This is a genomic window from Rhizobium sp. ZX09 (genome assembly GCF_017357485.1).
Taxonomy (GTDB): Bacteria; Pseudomonadota; Alphaproteobacteria; order Rhizobiales; family Rhizobiaceae; genus Agrobacterium; species Agrobacterium pusense.
Window position 1 is genome coordinate 865262 of sequence record NZ_CP031364.1, and the last position, 25730, is coordinate 890991.

General features: G+C 57.6%; 24 protein-coding genes. 15 read left to right on the forward strand and 9 right to left on the reverse strand.

From position 1 onward, the window contains the following. Window positions 1–5 precede the first annotated feature (5 nt). Together BTN45_RS18675 and BTN45_RS18680 are read right to left on the reverse strand one after the other, a co-directional pair. Window positions 6–1880, reverse strand: coding sequence for a methyl-accepting chemotaxis protein (locus BTN45_RS18675; RefSeq protein ID WP_207590478.1), 1875 nt, complete (start codon window positions 1878–1880; stop codon window positions 6–8). 227 nt (window positions 1881–2107) lie between these two features. After that, on the reverse strand, window positions 2108–2434 hold the full coding sequence (locus BTN45_RS18680) for a hypothetical protein (RefSeq protein WP_207590479.1): 327 nt from the start codon (window positions 2432–2434) through the stop codon (window positions 2108–2110). A gap of 128 nt (window positions 2435–2562) precedes the next feature. On the opposite strand from BTN45_RS18680, the gene aspT reads away from it, so the two are divergent. The 6 genes from aspT (at window position 2563) to BTN45_RS18710 (ending at window position 10058) form a co-directional block, all read left to right on the forward strand. Then, window positions 2563–4248, forward strand: a complete 1686-nt coding sequence (gene aspT / locus BTN45_RS18685) for an aspartate-alanine antiporter (protein ID WP_207590480.1) — start codon at window positions 2563–2565, stop codon at window positions 4246–4248. 18 nt (window positions 4249–4266) lie between these two features. Next, entirely contained in the window at window positions 4267–5856 is a 1590-nt protein-coding gene (locus tag BTN45_RS18690) for a bifunctional aspartate transaminase/aspartate 4-decarboxylase (protein ID WP_077985841.1), read from the forward strand. 418 nt (window positions 5857–6274) lie between these two features. After that, a complete protein-coding gene (gene dinB / locus BTN45_RS18695; protein WP_207590487.1) occupies window positions 6275–7372 on the forward strand; it encodes a DNA polymerase IV in 1098 nt (365 codons plus the stop codon). Window positions 7373–7505: 133 nt separating this feature from the next. Further along, entirely contained in the window at window positions 7506–7667 is a 162-nt protein-coding gene (locus BTN45_RS18700) for a hypothetical protein (protein WP_207590488.1), read from the forward strand. 63 nt (window positions 7668–7730) lie between these two features. Continuing rightward, window positions 7731–8720 carry a phosphotransferase enzyme family protein gene (locus BTN45_RS18705; protein ID WP_207590489.1) on the forward strand — a complete coding sequence of 330 codons (990 nt, stop codon included), beginning with the start codon at window positions 7731–7733 and terminating at the stop codon, window positions 8718–8720. 9 nt (window positions 8721–8729) lie between these two features. Continuing rightward, window positions 8730–10058 carry an aspartate aminotransferase family protein gene (locus tag BTN45_RS18710; RefSeq protein ID WP_004445965.1) on the forward strand — a complete coding sequence of 443 codons (1329 nt, stop codon included), beginning with the start codon at window positions 8730–8732 and terminating at the stop codon, window positions 10056–10058. 58 nt (window positions 10059–10116) lie between these two features. On the opposite strand, the gene fabG is transcribed toward BTN45_RS18710, so the two are convergent. Then, window positions 10117–10890, reverse strand: coding sequence for a 3-oxoacyl-ACP reductase FabG (fabG, locus tag BTN45_RS18715; RefSeq protein WP_207590490.1), 774 nt, complete (start codon window positions 10888–10890; stop codon window positions 10117–10119). Between the two features lie 305 nt (window positions 10891–11195). Between fabG and BTN45_RS18720 the strand changes: the two genes are divergently transcribed. The 7 genes from BTN45_RS18720 to BTN45_RS18750 all read left to right on the forward strand — a co-directional run bounded on the left by BTN45_RS18720 (window position 11196) and on the right by BTN45_RS18750 (window position 18017). Beyond that, window positions 11196–12335 carry a PotD/PotF family extracellular solute-binding protein gene (locus tag BTN45_RS18720; RefSeq protein ID WP_006697825.1) on the forward strand — a complete coding sequence of 380 codons (1140 nt, stop codon included), beginning with the start codon at window positions 11196–11198 and terminating at the stop codon, window positions 12333–12335. Between the two features lie 29 nt (window positions 12336–12364). Further along, on the forward strand, window positions 12365–13495 hold the full coding sequence (locus BTN45_RS18725; RefSeq protein ID WP_207590491.1) for an ABC transporter ATP-binding protein: 1131 nt from the start codon (window positions 12365–12367) through the stop codon (window positions 13493–13495). A gap of 1 nt (window position 13496) precedes the next feature. Further along, window positions 13497–14393 (forward strand): ABC transporter permease, encoded by an 897-nt coding sequence (locus tag BTN45_RS18730; RefSeq protein WP_207590493.1) that lies wholly within the window; start codon window positions 13497–13499, stop codon window positions 14391–14393. Window positions 14394–14396: 3 nt separating this feature from the next. Continuing rightward, entirely contained in the window at window positions 14397–15203 is an 807-nt protein-coding gene (locus BTN45_RS18735; RefSeq protein WP_004445974.1) for an ABC transporter permease, read from the forward strand. A 10-nt stretch (window positions 15204–15213) separates the two neighbouring features. After that, window positions 15214–15966: a cysteine hydrolase family protein gene (locus BTN45_RS18740; protein ID WP_044459075.1), complete on the forward strand. Its 753-nt coding sequence runs from the start codon at window positions 15214–15216 to the stop codon at window positions 15964–15966. Window positions 15967–16107: 141 nt separating this feature from the next. Then, window positions 16108–16869 (forward strand): DeoR/GlpR family DNA-binding transcription regulator, encoded by a 762-nt coding sequence (locus BTN45_RS18745; RefSeq protein WP_004445980.1) that lies wholly within the window; start codon window positions 16108–16110, stop codon window positions 16867–16869. Window positions 16870–16895: 26 nt separating this feature from the next. Next, the gene (locus BTN45_RS18750; protein ID WP_207590495.1) at window positions 16896–18017 is read left to right on the forward strand and encodes a P1 family peptidase; all 1122 of its coding nucleotides are present in this window, start codon (window positions 16896–16898) and stop codon (window positions 18015–18017) included. Between the two features lie 403 nt (window positions 18018–18420). Here BTN45_RS18750 and ctaD read toward each other — a convergent pair whose 3' ends face one another. Beyond that, window positions 18421–20919 carry a cytochrome c oxidase subunit I gene (gene ctaD, locus BTN45_RS18755; RefSeq protein WP_207590497.1) on the reverse strand — a complete coding sequence of 833 codons (2499 nt, stop codon included), beginning with the start codon at window positions 20917–20919 and terminating at the stop codon, window positions 18421–18423. Next, window positions 20919–21587, reverse strand: a complete 669-nt coding sequence (gene coxB / locus BTN45_RS18760) for a cytochrome c oxidase subunit II (RefSeq protein WP_162699273.1) — start codon at window positions 21585–21587, stop codon at window positions 20919–20921. The genes ctaD and coxB overlap by 1 nt, the downstream gene beginning before the upstream one ends. Window positions 21588–21638: 51 nt before the next feature. On the opposite strand from coxB, the gene BTN45_RS18765 reads away from it, so the two are divergent. Next, window positions 21639–22136, forward strand: coding sequence for a DUF2231 domain-containing protein (locus BTN45_RS18765; protein WP_004445991.1), 498 nt, complete (start codon window positions 21639–21641; stop codon window positions 22134–22136). Here the strand turns inward: BTN45_RS18765 and BTN45_RS18770 are convergent. Both BTN45_RS18770 and BTN45_RS18775 read right to left on the reverse strand, forming a co-directional pair. Further along, the gene (locus tag BTN45_RS18770) at window positions 22114–22614 is read right to left on the reverse strand and encodes a CopD family protein (protein ID WP_034497460.1); all 501 of its coding nucleotides are present in this window, start codon (window positions 22612–22614) and stop codon (window positions 22114–22116) included. The genes BTN45_RS18765 and BTN45_RS18770 overlap by 23 nt on opposite strands. Further along, window positions 22611–23360, reverse strand: coding sequence for a cytochrome c oxidase assembly protein (locus BTN45_RS18775; RefSeq protein ID WP_246751708.1), 750 nt, complete (start codon window positions 23358–23360; stop codon window positions 22611–22613). Before BTN45_RS18775 ends, BTN45_RS18770 begins: the two co-directional genes overlap by 4 nt. Window positions 23361–23525: 165 nt before the next feature. Here BTN45_RS18775 and BTN45_RS18780 point away from each other — a divergent pair, with 165 nt between their 5' ends. After that, entirely contained in the window at window positions 23526–23789 is a 264-nt protein-coding gene (locus tag BTN45_RS18780; protein ID WP_077985854.1) for a hypothetical protein, read from the forward strand. 24 nt (window positions 23790–23813) lie between these two features. Here BTN45_RS18780 and BTN45_RS18785 read toward each other — a convergent pair whose 3' ends face one another. Both BTN45_RS18785 and BTN45_RS18790 read right to left on the reverse strand, forming a co-directional pair. Next, a complete protein-coding gene (locus BTN45_RS18785) occupies window positions 23814–25151 on the reverse strand; it encodes an MATE family efflux transporter (RefSeq protein ID WP_077985855.1) in 1338 nt (445 codons plus the stop codon). Beyond that, window positions 25152–25730 (reverse strand): peroxidase-related enzyme, encoded by a 579-nt coding sequence (locus BTN45_RS18790; RefSeq protein WP_207590499.1) that lies wholly within the window; start codon window positions 25728–25730, stop codon window positions 25152–25154. It abuts the gene before it with no gap.

Sequence of the window (25730 nt, forward strand, 5' to 3'; positions counted from 1 at the left end):
AAGAGTCACCTAACGGCTGCTACGACGGGCACAACGCGAGCTGCTGGCTCTGCCATGGTGCGGGCGGTTTGTCTAAGCGCTGCAGAAGTAACGGAGCCGGCCGCCTCCAGGTGGAACTGCGAGACGAGCTCCCGCAGCTTTCTCGCCTCGGTCGCGAGAGCAGCGGATGCCGCCGTTGACTGCTCGACCATCGCCGCGTTCTGCTGCGTCGTCTGGTCCATCGTATTGACCGCCCCATTGACTTCGGAAAGACCGGTCGACTGTTCCCGGGCCGCCGTCGCGATGGCTTCCATATGCCGGTTGATGCCGGAGATGCGCTCGCCGATTTCCTTGAGTGCCACACCAGTTTCGCGCACAAGCTTCACGCCGCCGTCGACCTCGGCGGTGGAGGTATTGATCAATGTCTTGATCTCCTTTGCCGCCGTCGCGGAACGTTGCGCCAGCTCGCGCACCTCCTGTGCAACGACCGCAAAACCCTTGCCGGCGTCGCCGGCCCGGGCAGCTTCCACGCCGGCATTCAAAGCCAGAAGATTGGTCTGGAAGGCGATCTCATCGATCACACCGATAATATTGGAAATCTGCTGCGCGGAATTCTCGATCCGCTGCATGGCTTCCTCAGCCTGGCTGACCACTGCAGCCGAGCGGGAAGCGCTCTGATCGGCCTCCGTCGCCGCACCGCGTGCCTCCTCTGTCCGTCTGCTGGCATTGGTCACATTGGCGGTGATCTCATCAAGGGCAGCAGCAGTTTCCTCCAGCGAGGCAGCCTGCTGCTCCGTTCGACGCGAGAGGTCGTTGGCACCGGATGCGATCTCCCGCGTGCCGTTGTCGATGACCGTAATGCTCTCGGAAATCGCGCTCAGCGTCCTACCCAGTTGCTTCAGTGACGTGTTGAAGTCATGCCTGAGGGCTTCGAAATCCGGAGCGAAAGGCTCATCGAGCTGGAAGGAAAGGTCACCGGAGGACAGTCTTTTGAGACCATTGGCAAGACCGGATACCGCCACCTGCAGCCGTTCTGCGGCATCGGCCTCAGCCTGCTGCTGCGCCTCGAGCCTGTCAGCTTCGGCTTGCCCGCGTGCACGCTCCGCATCCTCCTCCAGCTGCCTGTTGACGATTGCCGCCTTGCGGAAGACCTCGACAGCCGCCGCCATCGTCCCGATCTCGTCTTTCCGTCCGGTGCCCGCGCAGGTGATGTTGGTCTCACCGTCAGCCAGCCTTGTCATGTCGGCAGAGAGCGCGAGGATGGGTTTGCTCACGGTGCGGCGGAACAGGACAAAGAGCAAGATCGAAAACAATCCTGCCAGGCCGAGAAGAGCTTGCAGCACATCCTGCATGGCAGCGGCTGTCTGGGCGCTTTCGGCGGAGATAGATTCCGACACTTGCTCTATCTGGTCGCCCGTCTCCTCCATGGCGGTTTCCAAGGCTGAGAACTGCTTCATAAAATCGGGCAATGCCGCCAGGGCGACGATCGGATCCTTTTCTGCCGTACCGACGATCTTGTTCGCACTATCAATGTAGGCGAGCAAGGGTTTCTCGACCCCGGCCAGTACCGTCTGGGTGGCCGCATCCGTTGCAAGCGCTTTGTTGGCGGCAATCATTTTGAGAAATGACTCAACGTGTTCTGAAAGATCGGCCTTGACGCTGTCGAATGCGACGCCGGCCGCTGGATTGGAAGCAAGGAGAGACGCAAACACATCTGCGCGCAGGGCGTCATGCATCATGTCCGCCTGCATATGGTTGCGGAGGATCTGAGCCGATCGGGTTACGTTTTCAGAGTTGTGCGTCAGCGTCGATGCCGACCATATCCCCACCCCGGCGGTGCCCCCGGCTATTGCAAATATTGCCACGCCCGCAAAGATGATCTTCTGCTGAATGGATGCCATGACACTGTTCCCAAGGTTCGGCCTTGGAAAATAATACCCCGTTATTCTTAATTATCTGTCACAACAATTATCTACGGTGTCTCCGAGAAATCTGATGTCTCGGATGGAACAATAACATTCGCGCTGTCCTATCTTTAATTAGAGCTGTCGGCGCAAATATTCTATGGACTGCGCGTGATACAAACCTTCACTCAAAATTCCACCGGCAATGTGAAAGCCGGCCGCCTTTAAACTTTGATCGTGGAAAAGAAGAGCGCTTTCAAAGCCGCGATTTTGGCCAATGGGCCAGTTGCGTGGTTCCGACGGGGTGCCCACTTGTCTCGGCTACTTTCAAGGGCCTTGGTTTCTTCCTTCCGCATCTCGAAATGAACTGCCGCTCTAAGAGGCTCACGCCATTTCAGGTCAGTCTTTTCGCTCGCCATCAGTCGATGATGTTGTTTAATCGCTTCGCGAAACGAACAGGCCATGGAACTTTTGGTTGCTAAAATACTTTCTGATACGTTTTCCTGTGTCTCGATAGCTGCATTTGGTAGCACAGACCGCTTAGCCGTCATGTTTTGGTAACCACGATCTTCCTGAAGGGGATTTTTGCAGGGCATTCCCTAGACAATTTGCTCGTCATGCGCGTAGCTCTAGCCCGGCCGGTTTGTACGCTTGATTACACATCTTGAGAGGATGTCGAATGTCGTTCGTTGCCGAAATTTTCCGCCAATCCCCTGAAATCGCGCTCTTTTTATCTCTGGCTTTTGGCTATTGGATCGGAAAGGTCCAGTTCGGCAGGTTTCAGCTCGGAGGCGTCGCGGGCTCCCTTCTCGTAGCGGTCGTGATAAGCCAGGTGGGAGTTCAAATCGACAATGGGATCAAATCCGTTCTCTTTGCCCTCTTCATATACGCGGTCGGTTTTGAAAGCGGGCCGCAGTTTTTCCGCTCCTTGGGAAAACAATCTATACGAGAGATCATCTTGGCTGCGGTTCTTGCGATCAGCGGTCTTGCCACCGTGGTCGTGCTCGCAAAATTGACAGGCCTTGACAAGGGCATCGCCGCGGGGATTGCTGCCGGGGGACTGACACAATCGGCCATTATCGGAACGGCGAGCTCCGCTATTGAAAAACTTGGCCTTGCCGCCGATGAGACGCAGAGGCTCCAGGCGAACGTCGCGATCGGTTACGCGGTCACCTACATATTTGGTTCTTTTGGAGCGATCATCGTCTGCGTGAATATTCTTCCCTGGTTCATGAAACGGGGGATACGGGATGACGCCGTGAAAGCGGAAGCAGAGATGCTCAAGGGCGCCCGAGTATATGGCGTCGGTGAAGCACCTGCCCTTCCGGACCTCGTCGGACGGATATTCAGGGTCGAGGGTGCGGCTGGGAAAAGCATTGCCGAATTGGAAGCACTGTCGACAAAAGGGCCCATCACGATCGAACGCGTGAAACGCGGCAGCGCTCTGGTTGGCGTTGAACCCGAGCTTCGTCTGCAGAACGGTGATCTTGTGCTGATAGTCGGACGTCGTGCGGGCGTCGTCGGTATTGAAAACCTGATCGGCAGGGAGGTGGCCGCGGCGGAAGGCCTGGAACTCGTGGTCACAACGCGCGACATCGTCGTAAAAGACAGGGACTTCGCCGACCAAACCGTCGCTCGGATATTGGAGCGAAGCAAAGACCTGCGCCATGGGATCTACGTGATCCAGGTAACTCGGGCCGGTGTGAAACTGGAATTGACCAACGATACCGTTATACGTGCCGGCGACATAGTGACCGTGCACGGAGTACAGGAGGATTTACAGCGCCTCTCGAACAAAGTTGGCAACGTCATAACTCCCAGTGACAAGACAGACTTCGTATACCACGGGTTTGGTGTGGCCATCGGCCTGCTGGTTGGTCTTCTCGTGTTGAGGATCGGTTCGGTCCCACTGACGCTTGGCGCGGGCGGCGGGGCTTTGCTCGCCGGTCTCGTATTTGGCTGGTATCGCAGCCGCAATATGACGCTTGGCAACATGCCAACACCCGCATCAACTCTCCTGAGAGATCTCGGTTTGGCAGGGTTCGTGGCCGTGGTCGGCCTACAGTCAGGTCAACAAGCGGTACACACCGTCGCCGAAAGTGGTCTTTCGATATTTGCGATAGGCGTCGTTGTCACGGTGCTCCCGCTGTTGATAACAATGCTCGTCGGTCGCTACCTTCTAAAGTACGACAACGTCGCGGTTTTCGCTGGTGCTCTGAGTGGATCTCGAAGCGCCAATCCCGCCTTCGGAGAAATCCTCGATAAAGCGGGAAACTCCATTCCCACGACCCCTTTTGCCATAACGTATGCACTTGCCAACGTTTTCCTGACGTTGCTGGGCCCACTCGTGGTGGCACTCGTTTAACAGACAGGAGAGAGAAGTATGAACGATTACAGTCAGTTCGCAAAACTCAGCCCCTTCGAACTCAAAGACGAGCTCATCAAACTGGCGTCCACGAAAAAAGAAAAACAAATGCTGAACGCGGGACGCGGCAACCCGAATTTTCTGGCAACCCTGCCCCGGCGAGGCTTTTTCAGGCTCGGCCTATTCGCTGTTGCGGAATCAGAGCTTTCATACTCCTACATGGAGCAGCACCTAGGTGGCTTACCGCGCATAGAAGGCATCGAAGCGCGATTCGAACGCTTCGTCTCAGACAATCGAGACCAGGAAGGCGTCGTGTTTCTTGGTCGCGCCATAAGTTACGTGCGTGACCAGCTCGGACTTTCCGCTTCCGATTTCCTCCACGAGATGGTGGAAGGCATATTGGGCTGCAACTATCCTGTTCCGCCGCGCATGCTGCGTGTCAGTGAACAGATTGTCCGTCAGTATTTGGCGAAAGAGATGATCGGCGGACAAATATCGCCCCAGGATATAGACGTTTTTGCCACTGAGGGCGGAACGGCAGCAATGACGTATGTTTTTGACACGCTGCAGAAAAACCGTCTGATCAAAAAATCGGACAAGGTGGCTATCGGTATGCCTGTGTTCACGCCGTATATCGAGATTCCACAACTGGACGCATACGGGCTTGAAGAGGTTTCGATCAGTGCGGACCCAGAGGCTGGCTGGCAGTATCCGGACTCCGAACTCGAAAAGCTTAAAGACCCCTCGATCAAGATCTTTTTCTGCATCAACCCAAGCAACCCTCCATCGGTAAAGCTCGATCAACGGAGCCTGGAAAAGATCGCCGACATCGTCGACAATCATCGGCCAGACTTGATGATACTAACCGACGACGTCTACGGGACTTTCGCGGACGACTTCAAATCGCTGTTCTCCGTCTGCCCAAAAAACACGATCCTGGTCTACTCTTACTCGAAATACTTCGGCGCTACGGGTTGGCGGCTGGGAACCATCGCATTAAGACGGGACAACGTGATCGATCAAGCGATCAGGAACTTGCCGGAGGAAGACAAAGCGTCGCTCGACAGGCGGTATTCATCGATTGTCACAGACGTTTCCGCATTGAGGTTTATCGACCGCTTGGTTGCTGACAGCCGTACCGTGGCGCTCAATCACACCGCAGGGCTCTCAACGCCTCAGCAGGTCCAAACGGTGCTGTTTTCGTTATTCGCGCTTATGGACGAAAACGACAACTACAAGAAAACACTGAAGCGACTTATCCGGCGTAGACAGGCAGCCCTCTACGCTGAGCTCGGCCTGGACACTCCCGACGACGAAAATTCGGTCGATTATTATACCTTGCTGGATCTTGAGAAGATTTCCCGCCGGCTTTTTGGCGACGAGTTTGCAGCATGGGTCAGACACGAATTTTCGCCGAACGAGTTGCTGTTCAGAATTGCCGATGAGACCGGAATCGTTTTGCTGCCGGGACGCGGCTTTGGAACCCAGCACCCTTCTGGTCGGGCGTCGCTTGCCAATCTCAACGAGTACGAGTACGCGGCGATTGGCCGATCGCTCCGTAAGATGGCTGACGAGTACTACGCGAAATTCCAGCAAACGCATCGATAACGCGCTTCCTGCCATCGTCCAGATGGCGGGACGCCTCTGTCGCCGATCACCCTGATGATCAAAAGAGTGTAAGAGTGCTCTCGCGGATCCTCATGGTGGACAACGGCTATGTCGTGCCAATCGTGATCATGAACAGGTTCATCGGCACGCCGCCAAACTGAATCTTAACCTCACAGCATGGACACGCCATAAGGAGAGTGAATTGCACGGCACACGATCCTCGCAAATTTGTCCGCGCCTCCTGGGATGCCGCCCTGACCGATTTCGGCAATGTATGGGTTCTGAAACCCGTCGTAACCAGACGACGTCGCTTCCGTTCCGGCAACACCATTATGAGCCGAACTGCGAATGGTGACTTGGATGTCACGTCGCAAGCTGTTATGTTCTTGTTTCGTTTCTCCCAGCCAACTTGGTTGCAATGGACCTCACCACCGCCTCAGCCGTCAGAAAAATCATCCATGTCGACATGGATGCCTTCTACGCTTCGGTTGAGCAGCGCGACAATCCTGAACTGCGTGGCAAACCCCTCGCTGTTGGCGGAGCGGCTGCCCGTGGCGTCGTTGCAGCAGCAAGTTACGAGGCACGGGAATTTGGGGTGCGCTCGGCAATGCCGTCGGTCACGGCGGCTCGAAAATGCCCTGATTTGATCTTCGTGAAACCACGATTTGAAGTCTACCGCGCCGTCTCCCAGCAGATACGCGAGATTTTTGCGGAATATACGCCGCTCATCGAACCTCTGTCGCTCGACGAGGCCTATCTCGACGTCACCGAAAATCTCAAGGATATGCCAATTGCCACTGAAATCGCTCTGGAAATCCGCGCCCGGATCAAGGCGGTGACCGGGCTGAACGCTTCGGCCGGCATCTCCTATAACAAGTTCCTGGCCAAAATGGCGTCCGATCTGAACAAGCCGAACGGTCAGGCGGTGATTACGCCGAAGAACGGTCCGGCCTTTGTCGAACAGCTCGCAGTCAAGAAATTCCATGGCGTCGGCCCGGCTACGGCGGAAAAGATGCACCGGCTTGGTATCGAGACCGGAGCGGATCTGAAAGCAAAATCCCTGCCGTTTCTGGTTGAGCATTTCGGAAAGTCAGGTCCGTACTTCTATGGCATCGCCCGTGGCATCGATGAGCGGCAGGTCAGGCCGGACCGGGTGCGTAAGTCGGTCGGCGCGGAAGATACATTTACCGCGGACATCGATGACCTCAAGCTCGCAACCAGGGAACTCCGGCCACTTGCCGAAAAGGTTTGGTCCTATTGCGAGGCCAAGGGTTTCAGCGGCAAGACGGTGACCGTGAAAATCAAATATTCCGACTTCACCCAGGCGACGCGGAGCAGGACAACTGCCATCCCCTATTCGAACGCCGAAGACATTCTAGACGCGGCCAATACCCTGCTGGCCGGTGTCTATCCATTCAAACGGCCGGTCCGGCTCCTTGGGGTAACGCTGTCGTCGCTCACCAATGACAAAGAGGCTGAAGACGAGGACCAATCGCAGCTGGGCCTGGGTTTTTGATCAGAAGAATGTGCTTCGGGGCCTGAGTTGATTTAGGCGACGTGCGCGTCAGCTGGGTTGGCTTGATCGCGTCGCTGCCTCCGCAGGCAAAGCGAGGAAAGAGCAGTATCCGAGAGTCCTCGGAGCGGCGACCTTGATCGATCGCCCCCGGAGCGCCGAGGCGGCCGCTGATGGCGACCGGACGCCGGGCGGTCGTCACCACGCCACTGATGTTCATCAGCCTTCCGATGATGTCGCGAACGTCGCGACGAGCAGCCGCTTTGAACATCCAAAAACATCAATGGGTTTGGATTAAATGTTGCAATTCCAACATTAATATTGTTGGATTTGCCAATCATGATCAAAACGGGCGCGATAAATGTTGTATCATACAGATTTTCTTTCCAGGTTGGGACAAGGCCTCAAGGACCTCTCACCAGTATGGGGCGTCTCGCCGGATGCAACCCTGACGCTCCTGACGATTTCCGAGAACGCGACCTTCCGTATCGCTGATGAGACCACTGGAAGCGATCTGATCGTGCGTGTGCATCGCCCTGACTACCATACCCAAGCAGAGATACTGTCCGAGCTCGCATGGATTGATGCGCTACGGCAAGATGGGGTGGTTGTTACGCCGCGGCCAGTCACGGCAAACGACGGCAGCCTCCTTCAAGTCTTCTCGGACGGCGAAAGCCTGCGCCATGCCGTCGCCTTCGAATATATGGCGGGCAAGGAGCCAGATGCTGAGTCCGACCTTGTCCACTGGTACAGGACACTCGGTGAAATCAATGCGAAACTGCACGCCCACAGCCGCAGATGGACGCGACCGGAGAACTTCGTCCGCAAGACATGGAGCTTCAACCGAATTCTGGGGGACGGTGCCTATTGGGGTGACTGGCGTGACGCCCTCGGACTGACGCTCGGCGGCAAGTCCGTTTTAGAGAGAACGCACAAGCTGCTCGAAGCCCAGACCTCCGCCTACGGCTATGGTGAGGACCGCTTCGGCCTCGTTCATTGCGACATGCGCGCCGCCAACCTTCTGGTCGATAATGGCAGACTGGGAGTGATCGATTTCGATGATTGCGGTCTGTCCTGGTACGCCTACGATTTTGCAGCCTCGATCAGCTTCATGGAACATGAGCCTTTCATCCCCGATCTCAAAGCCGCCTGGCTCGAAGGTTATCGGCGCGTCACCGCTCTTGATGAGCAACATGAGGCGGCCCTGCCGATGTTCATCATGCTTCGCCGCATGCAACTCACCGCGTGGATCGCTTCCCATGCTGAAACGCCGACGGCCCAATCCATGGGCACAGGCTATACCGATGGCACCGTGGCGCTCGCGGAGCGCTATCTGGCCGAACACCGTTGAGGAGAGCCGATGAGCGTCGCCACCAAGGAAATTCTAGATCTCAACCGTTTTGATGCAAGCCGTGCCGAGGGCTTCCCGGCTGAACTTGCGCAGCGCGTCGCCAAGCGCCAGGCAACGTTTGGAGCGTCATCCGTGCTCTTTTACGAGCAGCCGATCGAGATGGTGCGTGCACAGGGCGCCTACCTGTATGACGCCGGCGGACGCAGATATCTCGACGTCTACAACAATGTACCGTCGGTCGGCCACTGCCATCCGCGGGTGGTCGAGGCCGTTGCGCGCCAGATTGGCGAACTCAACATCCACACGCGCTACCTCAGCCGCGTCGTCGAGTCCTATAGCGAAGAGCTTCTGTCAAAATTCCCGGCGGCGCTCAGCAATGTGGTTCTGACCTGCACCGGCAGCGAAAGCAATGATCTTGCCATGCGCATCGCCCGCATCGGAACTGGCGCCGAAGGTTTCGTCGTCACCGAAGCAGCCTATCACGGAAATACTGCGCTGGTGACCGAGATTTCCCCCTCGTCCTTACGCAAGCGCAAGCCCGCACCCTTTGTGGCGGTCATTCCGGCGCCGGCGCCCCGTGACGGCATGAGCGTTGCTGCAAGCTTTGCCGCATCTGTGGAACAGGCGATTAACGAACTCAAATCGCGCGGCATCAAGTTCGCCGCCTTGATCGTTGATACGATCTTCTCAAGCGACGGTATCTACGCCGATCCTGCCGGCTTTCTCAGGGAGGCGACAGATGTGGTGCACCGTGCTGGCGGCCTGTTGATCGCCGATGAGGTCCAGCCGGGTTTTGGCCGGACGGGAGGCAGTCTTTGGGGCTTCGAGCGCCACGGCGTGACGCCCGATATCGTCACGATGGGCAAGCCAATGGGGAACGGTTTCCCGATGGGTGGCGTCGTAACGCGTCCTGACTTACTCCAGAGATTTTGCGAGGAAACCGGATACTTCAATACTTTCGGCGGCAATCCCGTGGCGGCCGCCGCTGGCCATGCCGTGCTCAGGGTGATCGAGGAAGAAAATCTGATCGAACGTTCGGCCGCTGTCGGTGGTCATTTCCAGCAATCGCTCCAGGCCTTACAAACCCGACATCCGGTCATCGGCGGCGTGCGGGGGGCCGGCCTTTTTATCGGCCTCGATTTTGTCGACCCCGCCACGGGGGAGCCGGACACGGCGTTCGCAACGACAGTGATCAATAAATTGAAACAAAACGGTATCCTGATCGGGGCAGCAGGCAAGTATGGCGCAACGCTGAAGATCCGCCCGCCACTGTGTTTTTCGAATGAGGATGCCGATCTTTTTTCGGCTACGCTGGACAGCATCCTGAACGCGCGTTGAGCCGCCTGAAATCTTTCAGGTACACCGGGCGACGATGTCGCCCGGACTTCTTCCGGTTTCAGCCCATCGCGTCGAGCGCTCCGAGCGATTCCGGAAGGGTTTGGCCGCCATCGACAACAATTGACTGACCGGTGATGTAGGCAGCCTCTTCAGATGCGAAGAACAGAGCGGCGTTCGCAATATCCGCCGGCGCGCCAAGACGACGCAACGGAACAGAGGCCGCCATCGCGGCGATATAGTCTGGGCCGTTGTCCTCAAGCCCCTCGGTCATGATATTGCCCGGCATGACCGCATTGATCGTGATGTTCTTTGGCGCCAGTTCGATCGCAGCCGTGCGCATGAAACCGAGCTGACCCGCCTTGCTCGCCCCATAATGTGACCAGCCGGGATATCCAGTGATCGGGCCGGTAATTGATGAGGTTATGATGATACGGCCTGAGCCAGCCTTCGTCATTGCTGGCAAAACGGCGGAAACACTGAGAAAGGTGCTTTTAAGATTGGTCGAAATCACCTGGTCGAAGTCGGCTGCCGTCATTTCGCCCAGCTTAGCCGCCGGAAAGATGCCGGCATTGGCGCAGAGGATCGCGACGCCGCCATAGCGGGTTATGGCTGCATCGACCATCGCCCTGCAGCCCTCCTCTGTACTCACATCCGCGGCAAATCCCGAGCCATTGGCTCCGATTTCGGATGCCACTCTGTCGGCATCGACCTGGCTGCGCGAGACAACGAGGACGTTCAGGCCGGCCTCCCCGAAACGCAATGCTATGCCCTTGCCAATCCCCCGGCTTGCGCCGGTGACAATGACCGTTTTCCCTTGCAGTGACTTCAACATGTTCCACTCACTTTTTTGTTGCAATTTCCACAAATTCACGTGCTGCTATTGCTTTAATTTGAGGCGTCAGATTAAAACATCGGCACACGGCCGGCGCTGCCTGCACAAAACAAATGCACAGTAATATTATGAGTTTAGCACTGCGTTTTTGCAAAAGTCACGTTCGCCTCCGGGTGCTACCGCTCCAATCACGCTCCGCACCATGAAGCAGAAAATAGATGTTGTAAATCACACATTTTTACGACAAGGTTCCAACATAAGCGATCCACGAGCCACGGAAGCGGCCAAGAAAAAGGGGAACAATTATGATGAAAATCTCCAGACGCAACATGATGCAGATGATGGGTGCGGCCGCTTTTACCGGCCCAATGGCAAGCGCGACCCGCGCTTTTGCGGGTCGCGAAAAAGAGCTCAATATCCTGTGCTGGGAAGGCTACAATTCCGCACAGGTCCTGGATCCCTTCCGATCCAGCCAGTCAGCGACCGTCAAGGCCGAAAGCCTGACCAACGACCCGACCATGATCAACCGCCTGCGCGCGGGCGAGACCAAAATCTGGGACTTGATCAACGTCAACAATCCCTGGGCCCGAAAGGTGATGGGGCCGGCCGGGCTGATAAAGCCGCTGCCGCGCGCCGAGTTCGAGCCCTATTTCGAGACCATGCTCCCCAACTTCAAGGCGCCTTATCGCTGGGCAATGAGCGACGACGGCAAGGACCTGCTCGGCATGGCGCAGCGCTTCGGGCCCTACAGCTTTGTTGTCAACACCGACAAGGTCAGCAAAGCAACGGCGGAGGAACAGGGCTGGGACCTGTTCAACGACGCCTCGATCGCCGGCAAGTACGGCATACAGGAATCCGACGACTGGAACGTCTTCAACATCTTCCTCATCGCCGGAATTGACCCCTTCAGGGAGCATACGGAGGAGGAGTTCAAGGCCTTTGCCGAAACCGCAGAAAAAGTTTTCAAGGGCGCCAAGATGGTCGGGGACATGGCGTCACTCAATCAGGCTCTCGTGTCGGGCGAGATCGACCTTTATATGACCGGTGGCACTTATTCCGTCTCTCCGGCGCGTGCCGACGGCTATGCGAACTTGCGCGCCATTACGCCACTCAAGGGCCCGATGGATGGCAAGGGCGGTATTTCCTGGATCGAGATCACCTCGACGGTTAACAATCCCGAACTTTCGCCACTCGCCCTGGAATTTCTGAAATACGTCCAGGATCCGCACGTCGCCCACACCGTCGCCTTTGCTGAAGGCACATTCAACCCGGTCAGCCAGATGGGCAACCCGAAGTGCTACGAACTCTTCACCAAGGACGAGATGGAAGCCATCCAATGGGACAGCCTCGAGGAGGATATGGCGCGTTCGGCGCAATACGACATCGTGCCTGACTATGACAAGGCACTGGAACTGATGACCGCCGCCAGGCGCCTGCGCGGCTGAGCAAAGCCTGTCCCGACGGAGAACAGAACATGAGCCTTGCGATGATCTCGCCCACCCTATCCGACGTCTTGCCGAAAATCGAGGATCCGATCCATCCAACGCCGAAACCGGTGCTGCAACTTGTCGACGTTCGAAAGATTTTCGGCGATTTTGCCGCGGTAGATGGCATAAGTGTCGATATCAGAGAAGGCGAATTCGTCACCATTGTCGGACCCTCCGGGTCCGGCAAGACCACACTTCTGCGCATGCTGGCCGGCATGGAGTCACCATCAGAAGGCTATATCACGCTGCGCGGCGAAACGATCAATAACGTGCCGTCCAACAGGCGTCCGACATGTCTCGTCTTCCAGTCGCTTGCGCTTTTCCCGCACAAGAGCGTCGGCGAGAACATCGAGTTCCCGCTAAAAGTTCGCAAAATGCCGGCCGCCGAACGCAAAGCGCGCGCTCTCGAACTCATGCGCATGGTGCGCCTGCCTGAGAGTTACTATTCCAAGAACGTGATGCGCTGCTCGGGTGGTGAAAAACAGCGCGTGGCGCTCGCCCGCGCGTTTGCTTATGACCCCGACGTCTTGTTTTTCGACGAACCGCTATCGGCGCTCGATTACAAACTGAAGAAAGTTCTGGAAAAGGAGCTCAAGGACCTGCACCGCGAAAGCGGGAAGACCTTTGTCTACATTACCCATTCGCTCGAGGAAGCCATGGTCATGTCTGATCGCGTCGGGGTAATGAGCCGTGGCCGCCTCGTTCAGATTGGCACACCAGAGGAAATCTACACCAAGCCGGCAACGCGCTTCGTCGCGGAATTTTTTGGTGAGGTGAACAGTTTTGAGGTCAGGCGCGGCCACCAAGGCGTGTGGACGCTCGCCGACGGCAGGCCGATCACTGTAGCCCCGGTAGCACAAACGATTGGCGAGACGGCAACTGTCATCGTTCGGCCCGAAACCATGCGCTTCGTCACCGGCTCCTCGAGCGCTGACAATCTGATCTCCGGCACGATCTACAACGAATATTCTCTCGGCTCGCGCATGCAGTATCAGATTCATTCCGGCGACCGGATCTATCTGGTCGAGGCCGCACGCGCCGCCGCGACCGGCATCACGTCGGGCGACACGGTCACTATCGGCTGGGACGCCCGCGACGCGATCGTGGTGGGAGACTGATATGGTAACCATGACCCATGCTGAAGCGGCCGGTGAACAAAGGCATTTTCCGTCTATCCCTGCAGGACTGCGCGCGGCCGCTCCTGTCACGATCCTGCTGCTGCTTGGCTTTCTGGCACCGCTTCTTACGGTAGCTGCCTATGCCTTCGCCACGCCCAAGAGCTTCGACGTGTTTCGCTCTTTTACCCTCGCCAACTTCACGGTGATCCTTGATCCTTCCAATACCGTTTGGATGTCGTTTGCCTGGTCGATCGCCTATGCGTTTGCGACAGTCATATTGCTTGCGATGATCGCCTATCCCATCGCCTACGGTCTCAATCGCATGTTCGGCAAATGGTCTGGCCTGGTCGGCGTGCTGTTCGTCTTCCCACTGTTCGTCTCGGAAAACGTACGCCTCTACGGTTGGGTGCTGTTCTTTATCAAGAACGGGGTGCTCGATGGCGGCCTGAAGTGGCTCGGCTTCTCGGGCGGACCCGAGATACTTTACACACCCGGCGCCATCCTCTTCGGCATGACATATGTCTATCTGCCTTTCATGCTGTTCCCGATGTCGCTTGGCATTGCCATGATCCCCCGGGACCTTGTCGATGCGGCCCGCGACCTCGGGGCTAACAGGCTGATGATCTGGCGCGAGATCGAGTTGCCACTCGCCATGCCGGGTATCCTGATCGGGATGTTGCTCACCTTCGTGCTCGGCGCCGGCGCGATCGCCGAATCCAAGATTCTCGGCGGCCAGTCGGTCATTACCATCGCGCAGGATATCGAGGTTGCTTTCACGTATGCACAGAACTGGCCGCTTGGCTCGGCGCTCGCCCTCCTGCTCGTCGTCATCGTCAGCGGGCTTGCCCTCTACGTTCTGTCCAAGCTCGATCTCGACCGCATTCTGGGAAAGAAGTGAGACATGGAAACCCGCTCGCAAATCCGCGCCCGAGCCTTCGTCAAGGTCTGGACATCCTTTGTCGTCCTTGCCGTTTACCTTCCTATCCTCTGCGGAGCGATGGCCGGCCTGTCCAGGGGACGCTATTTCGGCTTCCCGATTAACGCTTTTTCGACCGAATGGTGGGGCAAGACCCTTGGCTCGCTCGAGATTCAGGCTCTCGTGCAGAACTCCCTCCTGATCGCTTTCATCGTCACGCTTGTCTCCGTGATATTCGCCTTCTTCGGCGCGCTCGCCTTCGCCCGCTACGACTGGAAGGGGCGCAAGCTTTTCCAGAAGGCGATCCTTCTGCCAGTCTTCTTTCCGCAGCCAGTGCTGGGGCTCGCTCTCCTCCTGTGGTTCAACGCGCTTGGCATCAACCCGAGCTGGCAGACGGCCGTTATTGCGCATCTCGTCTGGATCGTTCCGGTGGTGACGCTCGTCATTGCCATCCAGGTCTATTCCTTTGATCCAACACTGGAAGAGGCTGCGCGTGACCTCGGAGCGGGCCGCTGGTTCATTCTGCGCGAGGTGACCCTGCCTATTCTGTGGCCGGGCATCTGGTCCGGCGCGCTCTTCGCGTTCCTGCTTTCCTGGGGCAATTTTCCGTTGTCGCTTTATACAGCCGGCGTCGACTCTACGATCCCGAAATGGCTCTATTCGAAGATGGTCGCCGGGTATTCGCCAATGGTGCCGGCGCTCGGCACGATGAGCACTGTATCGGCTGCCATATTGTTGCTGGCTGGCGGTCTCGCCATCATGCTGGTCCGCCGTCGTCAGGCGGATACATGAGGACGCCTCGATGAACTGGAAAACCGACCGCCGTTCCTTCTACTATCAGGGCGCTCCGGAACCCGACGATCCGACGCTTGAAAAGGGCAAGGTGGCGCTTCTCGTCATCGACATGCAGAACACGTATCTCGATCGCCCAGCTCCCGACACGCTATCTGGTGATGATCTTGTCCGCTATCACGCCTGGACGCCGTTTCACGAGCGCATGCATGACACCGTCATCCCCAATACCCGGCGTCTCATGGAACGGTTTCGCGCACTCGGCCTCGACGTGTTTTTCGCGCGAATTGCTTGTCTGCGCACCGATGGCCGGGATCGTTCGCTCAGTCAGAAGAAGCCGGGATGGAACAATCTTTTGCTTCCGAAGGATGAGCAAGCTTCGCAGATCCTGTCGAAAATTGCCCCGCAGGACGGCGAGATCGTTGTCACCAAGACCACAGACAGTGCGCTGACGGGCACGAATCTCAGGCTTTTGCTGACCAATATGGGCATCACCCACGTTGTTTGCGCCGGGATTTTTACCGACCAGTGTGTATCTTCCACCGTCCGCAGCCTCGCTGACGAGAGCTTCGACGTCATCGTCGTCGATGACGCGTGTGCAGCAGGCTCCATGGAACTCCACGTCAGTGAACTGACCAGACTGCACATGATCTATGCCAACGTGATGACCACGGAAGAGTTGATCGGCTATCTGCCGCAGCCAAAGCATGAAACAATCGGGGACGAAAGTCGCCCCGGGCTTGTTCGCCCAGAGTGTTCCTGACACAACTTGGTCGATGAAAGCACTCGAAGCCCTTTATGCCGACAAGAATTCCTCCGTCTCTGCTGCAGTTGAACACGGCGCAATGAGCTGTTCCTCACGCGGCCAAGTTTTGCGCTGGAAAGCCATTGGGAGTGAGGCGCGATGAAAAAACCGAAAAGCGTGCGCCAGTCGCGCATCCTGACTGAACTTAACCAGGCACCGAGCCTGCGCGTTGCTGAACTTGCCCGGCGCCTAGACGTCTCGACAGAGACAATCCGGCGCGATCTGGACGAGATGACCGAACAGGGTCTGCTCAACCGCACCTATGGCGGCGCCGTGCGTTCGCTTTCCACCGAGCCTTCGGTGACCGAGCGCCATGCGCTCTTTGTCGGCGAGCGCGAAAGGATCGCCAAGGCGGCCGTCCAGATACTTAAGGGCGCTCAGGTGCTTATGATCGGCTCGGGCTCGACGACAGTGCACACCGCGAGGCGCGTAGCAGTCGAGATGAAGAACATCACTGTACTCACTCATTCCTTTGGTGTGGCGACCGTGCTTGCCATCAACCCGACAATCAAGGTGGTCATGCTCCCCGGCGACTACCACGCCACCGAGGGCGCGACGGTCGGTGCCTATGCCGTGTCATTCCTCAATTCCTTCTACGCCGATTTCGCCATTCTTGGCGCAAGCGGTCTGGGTCCAGACGGCCCTTCGGACGCCCTCCTGGAGTGTGGCGCGGTCTACAGCGCGATGGTTTCGCGCGCAGCGCGCACCGTCGTGGTCGCCGATCATTCCAAGCACGACCGCCTCTTCCCCGCGCGCTATGCCGCTTGGCGGGACATCACGCACGTCGTTACCGATAAGGCGCTGGGCGAAGATTTGACAGAAAGCCTGGACAACAACGACGTGAAACTGACCATTTGTTGAACGCTGCCTGAAAATCGGAGGGACCAATGATCAGCGAGACGACCTCAGCAGGCAAAAAACGCGCGCGTGACTTCGGTATTGCCTTCGACGGCACGCCCGGCCCGCTCAACGCCATCACCGACATCGCCGGTATCCATGTCGGCTTTTCGACGATCCGTGAAGAGACACCCCGCCCCGGTCGCAAGTTGCCGGTGCGTACCGGCGTGACGGCGATACTGCCGCACGCCGCAGCAGGCGAACCAGTACCGGTATTCGCTGGCATTCATCGTTTCAATGGCAATGGTGAGATGACGGGATCTCACTGGATCGAGGACGGCGGCTACTTTGTCGGGCCTGTCCTGATCACCAACACGCACAGCGTAGGTATCGCCCATCAAAGCGCCGTGCGATGGATGATTGACCGATTTGCATCGACCTACGAGGGAGACGACCACTTGTGGATCATGCCCGTGGTGGCAGAAACATATGACGGCATGCTCAACGACATCAACGGCCAACACGTCGCGGTCGAGCACGTCCTGGAGGCGTTGAACGCTGCCAGAAGCGGTCCGGTCGCTGAGGGTAATGTCGGCGGCGGCACGGGCATGATTGCTTACGGTTTCAAGGGCGGCACCGGTACGGCGTCGCGCCTGATCGCCATTAACGACAAGGAGTTCACCGTCGCGGCGTTGGTGCAGGCCAATCACGGCCAGCGGGACTGGCTGACAATTGGCGGTCTACCCGTTGGCAAACTGCTGCAACAAGAAAACCCGGGGCTGTCCGAACGAGGCTCGATCATCGTTGTGATTGCCACGGACCTGCCACTTGCGCCGCACCAGCTGCGGAAGCTGGCGCGGCGCGGCGCGATAGGCATCGGCCGCAATGGCACAGTCGGCGGCAATAGTTCCGGCGACATTTTTCTCGCTTTTTCGACGGCCAATCCACACCCGATGCGCCATAAGGCCGGACCGCTGTTGAGCATCGACATGGTCAATGACGATGTGCTTGATCCGGTCTATCAGGCCGTGGTGCAGAGCGTGGAAGAGGCGGTGATCAATGCGATGGTCGCCGCGGAAACAACAGGTGGCACACCGCACGATCGATACCGCATCGAGGCAATAGACGCCGATGCGGTTGCCAGACTTCTGGCTGAGGGTTCACCCCGCTGACCCCATCGGCGCCGCTTCCGTCCCGCCCGCGGGAAGCGCAGATGCAGCTTTGAACATGCGGCGACGGATGTTATCGCCTTAACACAGGCTAAGCCAAAACACGCCGGGAAAAACCAAAGCGGTGGAAGCAAACGCCGCGAGCGCTGCCGCATGAGAGATTACCGAAAGGATATCGCTCCCCAACTTTTGATTGCTCCGCAATTTCCTCGTCCACAGCACAAGCAGGAAAAGCGATAAGCCGAACAGAGCAAGCAGTACGGATCGAAGGATCGAAACGCCGGCCCAGGAGCGGGTATCCCACCCCCAGGCACAGCCGACGAATTGCACAGCATATAATGTGAGAAAGCACAGGGCCCAGGTGATGAAGGGCCCAGCAAGACTGAAGGCTGTTCGGTAGCGCATCTCAGCCTCCCTCCGTTAATGACCGTAGTGTCTGCAGGAAAAGAAACGATATGCCTGTCGCGAAAAGCAAGTGAACATGCCAGAGGGTGCCTATGCGAAGGTCGTTTCGGCGACGGTCCGAGACGTAGCCATTCGACAGACGCCAACACCCGAATGCCACAAGGATCAGGCCGACAAATCCGTGCAAAAGGAGATAAACGTTGACCGCAGCCGAAACGCCGTGGATTGCATGGCTTACCGCCGTATATTCCTCCCGCAGCACCATTGCACCACAGACGATCGCCGCCACGTAGGCAATCGTGCTGATGATCGCCATCGTCACAGCCGCTCTCAGATGTCTCGCCAGTGCGCCAAAGATGGCGGCTACAGCGGCGCTCAACAGGAAAACCGTCTGCAGTGATATCGACTGCGGCCAGACGATCTTTTCGCCACCAGCGGAAATCCAGAGGAAAAGCCCGCCGAAAAGCAATGAGGAAAAAAGCGTCGTATCCGCAATCAGGGCAAGTTTCACCGCCATGACGGACGGAGCATCGGCGCATTCGTAATGAAGCGGAAAACGTTCTTCTCCACGCGCGACGACGGGTCCGCGTTCCTGTCTGGCATCATCGTTCGGCGTCCACGCCAGGAAGAGCAAAGCAATAATGACGAGAGCGAAAACCGCCACCGGATAGGCCTTGAGAAGCAATGCGATGAAAAAGGCGGCCGTGGACATGGCAGTCAGCAAGGGAAGAAAGCTTGGTCCTGGCAACACGACGATCTGCAGCGGCGCACCGGTTACGGCATCCGTCCCCATGGTCTCCATTTTCCTGGATCTCACAAAGCCGAGGTACCCTTTACCCGCGGCGAGCGTCGCCGCGATCCGGTTGATCGGAAGGCTGTCCGCTCTAGCAGTCACTTCCGGCTGTGACGCAAAGGCATAGGCCGCTGGCGGGGTCGGCATCGCCCATTCAAGGGTACCGGCATCCCACGGATTGCGCCTGAAGGCGCGCCCGTAGCGAAACAGCAGCGCGAAGTCCAGCACCACCAGCATGAAGCCCGCGGCCATTATGAAGCTACCAATTGAGGAGAGAAGATTGAGCCACTCCCAGGGGGAAGCCTCTGGATAGGAAAAAACACGCCTCGGCATGCCGAGCAGCCCGGTCAGGTGCATCATGAAGAATGTGAGATTGAAGCCGATGAAGATCATCCAGAACGCGGCCCTGGAAAGGTGCTGTACGGGCTGGCGCCCGCTGATATGCGGCACCCAGTAATAAAGCCCGGCGAGCATGGGAAAGAGAAATCCCCCGACCAGGACATAATGAAGATGCGCCACCACAAAATGTGTATCATGCGCCTGCTGATCGAAGGGTACCATGGCCAGCATGACGCCGGTCAGGCCGCCGATGACGAACACGCAGAAAAACCCGAGGATGTGGAGCATGGGAACGCTCATCGTCGGCTTGCCGCTTGCGATGGTTCCAAGCCAGGCGAATATCTGGATCGCTGTCGGGATGGTGACAAGCGCGCTCGCGGCAGAAAAAAACGACAGCGCCACATGGGGGATGCCCACCGTGTACATGTGGTGCACCCACAGTCCGAAGGACAGGAAAGCCATGGCGATCAACGCCGCAACGATGATGTTGTAACCAATCAGGCGCGTTCCTGCCAGAACGGGGATAATTGTCGACAGGGCTCCGGCCGCCGGCAGAAAGATGATGTAGACCTCGGGGTGGCCGAACAGCCAAAAGAGGTGTTGCCACAGAAGCGGGCTACCGCCGCGTTGCGGGTCAAAAAACGGGATATCGAAGGCCCGTTCAGCCTCCAGCAATATCGAACCGAGGATCAGCGGCGGAAAACCGATCAGCATCATCGCGGCGACAACGAGCATGTACCAGGCGAAGACCGGCATCCTGTCGAGGGACATGCCGGGTGCACGCAACCTCAGGATCGTCACGATGATTTCGATCGCCGCGCTGATAGCGGAAATCTCCACGAAGGTAATGCCAAGAAGCCAGATGTCGGCATTGATCCCGGGACTGTATTGCGATGACGACAGCGGCGTGTACATGAACCAGCCCCCCGCAGGCGCAGCCCCGCCAATAAGGGCGAAAATCAGCATTCCGCCGCCGAAGAGGTAACACCAGTAGCCATAGGCGGACAGGCGGGGAAAAGCGAGGTCCCTGGCGCCGATGAGCTTCGGCAGGACGTAAATCGAAAGTCCCTCAAAAAAAGGAATTGCGAACAGAAACATCATGATCGTGCCGTGCATCGTGAAGACCTGCGCATATTGCTCGGCATCCATGAAGGCGTTTGATGACGTGGCCAGTTGTGTCCGGATGAGCATGCCCAGGAACCCGCCTATGGCAAAGAAAACAAGCGCGGTCACCATGAAGCGTTTGCCTATGACGGTGTGGTTGACCGCTGCGAGACGCCGAAATCCGGTGCCCGAACTCCAGACCTCATTGAGTTCGCGGTGAAGCCTTAATGACGAGTGTTTCTTCGGTGTGCGCACATCATTCATCAGCGTTGTCCCAAACCCCCGATCACCTTTGAAAACTCGCTCTCCGTGTGAGCAACAACGCGGAAACTCATGCCGGCATGGCCGGTACCGCAATATTCCGCGCAGATGCCGCCGAAGGTGCCGGTCTGATCCGCCCTGAGGGCAATCTTGTTGGAAAGTCCGGGGATGGCGTCGATCTTTCCGCCAAGCCTTGGAACCCAGAAGCTGTGAATGACATCGTCACTGGTGACCTCTACAATGACATCACGGCCCACCGGCATATGCATCACGTCGGAAATGCGGACTTCTCCGGTCGGTGTTTCGTAAGCAAACTCCCATTTCCACATGCGCGAAACCGCATATATGCGAAGCGGATCGCTCCCGGACTGTGGCAGCAGGGATTCTCCTTGCATGAATGAAAAAGCCACCAGGGCCGTCAGGATCGGTATGGGGAACCCGATGCCGCCGCCGATCAGCCAATGGTGCGTTTTCACCCGAGCAAGGGAGGCCGGGCTGAAAAAGACCAACGCCAACAGAACGGCAATCAGCATGAAGATTGCGCAGGCGCCGCCCAACATTACCCACCACAGCAGCGCGACCTTGCGACTGGCCGGGCCTGCCGGCGCCAGTGTCGAGAGGTCACCGGAGCAAGCGGAAACCAGCAAAAGCAGAGGAATGAGCGCTATCAAACGGAACCCCGCGCTTCTCCCGCGGGTTAGCGGTCGAAAAGGAAACTTCAGATGGAAAAAAGCGACGCACCCAACCCGGTCATCTCCAAGGTGGAGGAGAAGACGACGGACTCCGCAATCGCCGTTGCCGGCCATCCACTGCACGCAATGACCGTTCATTTCCCTATTGCCCTTGTCATCACGACATTGGCTTGCGACCTCCTTTATTGGTGGTCCGCAGACGAGTTCTGGGTTCGCGCCGGAGTCTGGGCATCTGGAGGCGCTTTTTTCAGCGGCGTCGCAGCCGGCATCATCGGCACGGCGGAACTGCTTCTTGTCGCGGGAATTCGCGCCCGGGTTGCCAGCTGGGCGCATGGTGTGGCCGCAATAGCGCTGATCTCCGTGGCAGGCGCCAATTGGGGAGGGAGGACATTCGGCATGATCGAGATTTTGCCGCATGGGCTCGGCCTGTCCCTCCTTGCTTCGGTCCTTACCGCGCTCGCGGGCTGGCACGGCGGAAAGCTGATATTCGATCACGGCATCGGCCTCATGGTGTCTCCCAAGGAATGAGGGGGGCGATGTTACGCTTTAGTGCCCCAGGCTCATGGAACCAGTCAGGCAGCAGTGCGGGTATCTCCGGTTTCGCGAGCGCCAGATAGACGATGCCAAGGGCTATGATGCTGGTGAACGCCGTGACGACAATGAAACGCCACACAGGATAGATCTCGCCGTCGTTAAAGAGACGGAGAATGACCAAGCCCGTAAGCACGTGTAGAAACACAAGAATAGCCACAAGGGCGAGCTTTGCGCTGAACCATGATAAGTACGTGGATTGCAGGAAAATAAGCGTGGTTCCGGACGCGACTGCGAAAAAAGCGGCTGGCGACAACACCTTTACATAGGAAAACCGCACGATCTTTTGCAGGCGGAAACGATCGTCATCGTTTTGGACATGCGCACGTTGCACGTAGAGACCGGGAAGACTGACAAGGCCTGCGATCCAGACAGAGATCGCTAAAAAATGGACAAATTTGAAGAGCGCGATCATTCCACCCCCCGCCATGCAGTCATGTGCAGCATGGTCCGGACGGAGGAAAGCGCAACGACGAGATAGGGGACAAGACCGAATGTCCACATGATGAGGCCCGAAAGCTGCTGATCTTCGAGCGCTGTCATCCCATAAGACTCGGTCGTGAGCAGATGCTCTGCAAAAAGCGGATAAGGAGCAAATGTCAGGATGGCTGCGAGGAAGCCCATCTGCGCCATCGTTGCAAGTGCGAGCGCAATTCTCCTTCCCGGTCCGGCAGAGACGAGCATCGTCCTCCATAGCCAGACAGCGGTTACAATCAAGGCGAGCTGCATGCCCCAGTAAGCAAGGGAGTTTGAAAGCGCGAATGAATAACCCGGCGGCAGATGCCAGGCCCAATAGACGATGGTATGCGCGAGAAACGGAATTTCCGTCAGGGCTGGGAGCCGCCAGGGTAAGCGCGGCAGGCGTCCTTCAAGGTTTAGCGCAAGCAATGGCGCAAGGACGGCAATCAATATGAAATGATGGAAAACCCGTGCGGAGAAAAGTGCCGTCGTCAGCGCACAAAGCGGCGATACGAACGCAACGACAAGAATGCAGATTATGGCGGCGCACTGCAAGAAAGACCCCTGTTGGGTCGCTGTCCCAAACAGCAGAACGGTTGCGAGCGCTATCATCGCGATGAGAACCGGATCGAGGTTCCATGCATATGCAAGGTCGGTGAAATCAGGTGCTGGTCCGCAGTACGGAACAGTTGTTTCGCTCAAAGTCTCGAGCCCCCATGTCAATTCTACCCCTCACCCAACTCCGCTTGCGGAGATGCGTTCCCCTCTTTGCTCACGATCGGGACAACAACCCGTGATCACTGTGAAGGAACGATGAGGCACGCCCGTGGTTCACCATCAGGCCGGGACGCGAGGAAGGAGGAAACAATGCCAATCGTTACGGGACTTTTTGAAGACGAAGAAGGCGCCAAGCGCGCCGTCCAATATCTGGAGAACATCGGCGTGGATCGCCGCATCATTAAGGTCAAAACCTACGATCAGGGATCGGAGGAAAACGCCGGCCATACCCCTGCAAATGTTGACAAAGGCGGAATTGAGCAGGGTTTGATTGTCCGCGCCGACGTTTCACATAAGGATCTGGTGAGGGCGTCGGAAGCCTTCCTCAATCTGGCAAGGAAGAAACAGCCGTGATGGGGAACTCATTTTGTCCCATCTTTACCGGAACGTCGCCGCCGCAAGTTTCGGAAGCATGAACCGGAAGGCGATGCTGCGGGCGCCCTGAAACAAGAGAAGCGAAATCCATAGGCCATCGTTGCCGTAAAGGGGCTGCAGGATCGCCCAGGCGGCGAAATAGATGATCAGGGATGCCACCATGAGGTTGCGCATTTGCCGAGACCAGGTGGACCCGATATAGACGCCGTCCATCTGAAACGCGATGATGCCGACAACCGGCAAGACCACCACGTAAATCAGGTAGGTATCGGCCAGTCTCGCAACGGCGTCGGAGGGCGCTGTCAGCGCAATCACCCAATCCCCGGCGGCCAGGAAGGCCAGGGAAACCAGCGCTGCAAAAATCAGGCCCCAGAATGTCGTCAGCTTGATCGTGCGGTCAAAGGCCGGCCGATAACGTGCACCGACAGCGCGGCCGGCAAGCTGTTCCGCTGCCGTAGCGACACCGTCAAGGAAGGCGACCCCGAAGAAATAAAAACGCAGCAGAATGGTGTTGGCGGCAAGCACGTCGATCCCGAGGAAGCCGCTCTGGCGGGTGAAGAAGGACAGGCCGATCAGCAATGCGAACGAGCGGATCATCATGTCGCCGTTGACCGCAAAGGATCGTCTGATCGCCGGTATATCAGGAAGCCGCCAGGAGGAGCGATCGGTCTTGGCCAGGATCAAAGCTGCGCCTGCCACGGCGGTCACGGCTTCTGCAACCAAAGTGGCGATAGCAACACCTTCCACTCCCCAGCCGAGCCCTATGACCCAATGAACGCTGAGGGCGGCATTCAGGCCATTCAGCAGCGTCTGGAGGATCATGCTCCACATGGCCTCACCGCGGCCAATGAGCCAGCCGAAGGCGACAAAATTGAAGAGAACGAAGGGGGCCGACCAGATTCGCCAGTGGAAATAGGTCGAGGCGGCTTCAGCGACAATCCCTTCTGCGCCCATGACGCTCATGCCAAGCGCACCGATCGGGCCCTGGAGCAGCAGCAACAACAGACCGGCCACCAGTGCGATGATAAGGCCGCTCAGCAACATGCGCTGTTCACCTACCCGGTCGCCGGCACCCATTGCCTGTGCCGTAAAGCCGGTGGTGGCACCGCGCAGAAAATTGAATGTCACGAAGATGACATCGAAGATAACCGAGGCCAGCGCCACCCCGCCCACCAGCGCCTCGTTTCGCATATGCGCGATGACGCCCGTCGCCACAAGACCCACAAGCGGGGTCGACAGATAGGCGATCATCATTGGTATCGCGATTTTGAGGACATCGCGATGCGCGACGCCGAACGGGCGGACAGCTGCCTCGGTCCCAGTGATTGCCGTTGCCTTCACTTATTCTTTCCGACGTGGTTCACCCAACGTATGCATCAGCCGGTTCGCCCAGCCGAAGATGGCGATGGAATGGATGAGATCGAGAATTTCAAGATCATCCAGACCGATTTCCCGCAAGTGATAAAATTGGTAGACCCCCACATTGTCTGGATGGGCGGTCAGATCGACACCGAAATTGAACAGCGCCTGCTCGAAATCAGGAAGGTCCGCATCCAGCCCGTTCTTGTATATTTCGTCCACGACCTCGGGCCGTTTCTCCAGCTGGATATAACGGTTGGCGTGAACAGCGGCGCAGTAAATGCAGTGATTGACGAAGGATGCCGCCAGCGCGCCGATCTCGCGCCCACCGCGTGACAATCCGCCTTCACTATACATGATATCGTTGAAGAGCGGGGTGCGCTCGTTCAGCGCCTCCGCCTCGTTGGCGAGTACGAGGACATAGGCCGATACCTTGGTATTGGAAGGGGTGACCTTCAGGGCCGACAATTGCTCGGGGGTCGCGTTTGCAAGGTCCACAGGCTGGACGTAAGGATGCCAGTCAAGTGCATCGAGGGTGAATTCATGGACGGGCTGTGACAT

What these genes read in the sequence shown, in the direction of transcription:
- BTN45_RS18720 (WP_006697825.1), top strand. Translation starts at nt 11,196, where the DNA reads ATGATGAAAATCTCCAGACGCAACATGATGCAGATGATGGGTGCGGCC.
- BTN45_RS18735 (WP_004445974.1), top strand. Translation starts at nt 14,397, where the DNA reads ATGGAAACCCGCTCGCAAATCCGCGCCCGAGCCTTCGTCAAGGTCTGG.
- BTN45_RS18745 (WP_004445980.1), top strand. Translation starts at nt 16,108, where the DNA reads ATGAAAAAACCGAAAAGCGTGCGCCAGTCGCGCATCCTGACTGAACTT.
- BTN45_RS18680 (WP_207590479.1), bottom strand. Translation starts at nt 2,434, where the DNA reads ATGACGGCTAAGCGGTCTGTGCTACCAAATGCAGCTATCGAGACACAG.
- BTN45_RS18710 (WP_004445965.1), top strand. Translation starts at nt 8,730, where the DNA reads ATGAGCGTCGCCACCAAGGAAATTCTAGATCTCAACCGTTTTGATGCA.
- ctaD (WP_207590497.1), bottom strand. Translation starts at nt 20,919, where the DNA reads ATGAATGATGTGCGCACACCGAAGAAACACTCGTCATTAAGGCTTCAC.
- BTN45_RS18730 (WP_207590493.1), top strand. Translation starts at nt 13,497, where the DNA reads ATGGTAACCATGACCCATGCTGAAGCGGCCGGTGAACAAAGGCATTTT.
- BTN45_RS18740 (WP_044459075.1), top strand. Translation starts at nt 15,214, where the DNA reads ATGAACTGGAAAACCGACCGCCGTTCCTTCTACTATCAGGGCGCTCCG.
- BTN45_RS18705 (WP_207590489.1), top strand. Translation starts at nt 7,731, where the DNA reads ATGTTGTATCATACAGATTTTCTTTCCAGGTTGGGACAAGGCCTCAAG.
- BTN45_RS18770 (WP_034497460.1), bottom strand. Translation starts at nt 22,614, where the DNA reads ATGATCGCGCTCTTCAAATTTGTCCATTTTTTAGCGATCTCTGTCTGG.
- aspT (WP_207590480.1), top strand. Translation starts at nt 2,563, where the DNA reads ATGTCGTTCGTTGCCGAAATTTTCCGCCAATCCCCTGAAATCGCGCTC.
- BTN45_RS18765 (WP_004445991.1), top strand. Translation starts at nt 21,639, where the DNA reads ATGGAAAAAAGCGACGCACCCAACCCGGTCATCTCCAAGGTGGAGGAG.
- BTN45_RS18725 (WP_207590491.1), top strand. Translation starts at nt 12,365, where the DNA reads ATGAGCCTTGCGATGATCTCGCCCACCCTATCCGACGTCTTGCCGAAA.
- fabG (WP_207590490.1), bottom strand. Translation starts at nt 10,890, where the DNA reads ATGTTGAAGTCACTGCAAGGGAAAACGGTCATTGTCACCGGCGCAAGC.
- BTN45_RS18690 (WP_077985841.1), top strand. Translation starts at nt 4,267, where the DNA reads ATGAACGATTACAGTCAGTTCGCAAAACTCAGCCCCTTCGAACTCAAA.
- BTN45_RS18790 (WP_207590499.1), bottom strand. Translation starts at nt 25,730, where the DNA reads ATGTCACAGCCCGTCCATGAATTCACCCTCGATGCACTTGACTGGCAT.
- BTN45_RS18675 (WP_207590478.1), bottom strand. Translation starts at nt 1,880, where the DNA reads ATGGCATCCATTCAGCAGAAGATCATCTTTGCGGGCGTGGCAATATTT.
- BTN45_RS18750 (WP_207590495.1), top strand. Translation starts at nt 16,896, where the DNA reads ATGATCAGCGAGACGACCTCAGCAGGCAAAAAACGCGCGCGTGACTTC.
- BTN45_RS18780 (WP_077985854.1), top strand. Translation starts at nt 23,526, where the DNA reads ATGCCAATCGTTACGGGACTTTTTGAAGACGAAGAAGGCGCCAAGCGC.
- dinB (WP_207590487.1), top strand. Translation starts at nt 6,275, where the DNA reads ATGGACCTCACCACCGCCTCAGCCGTCAGAAAAATCATCCATGTCGAC.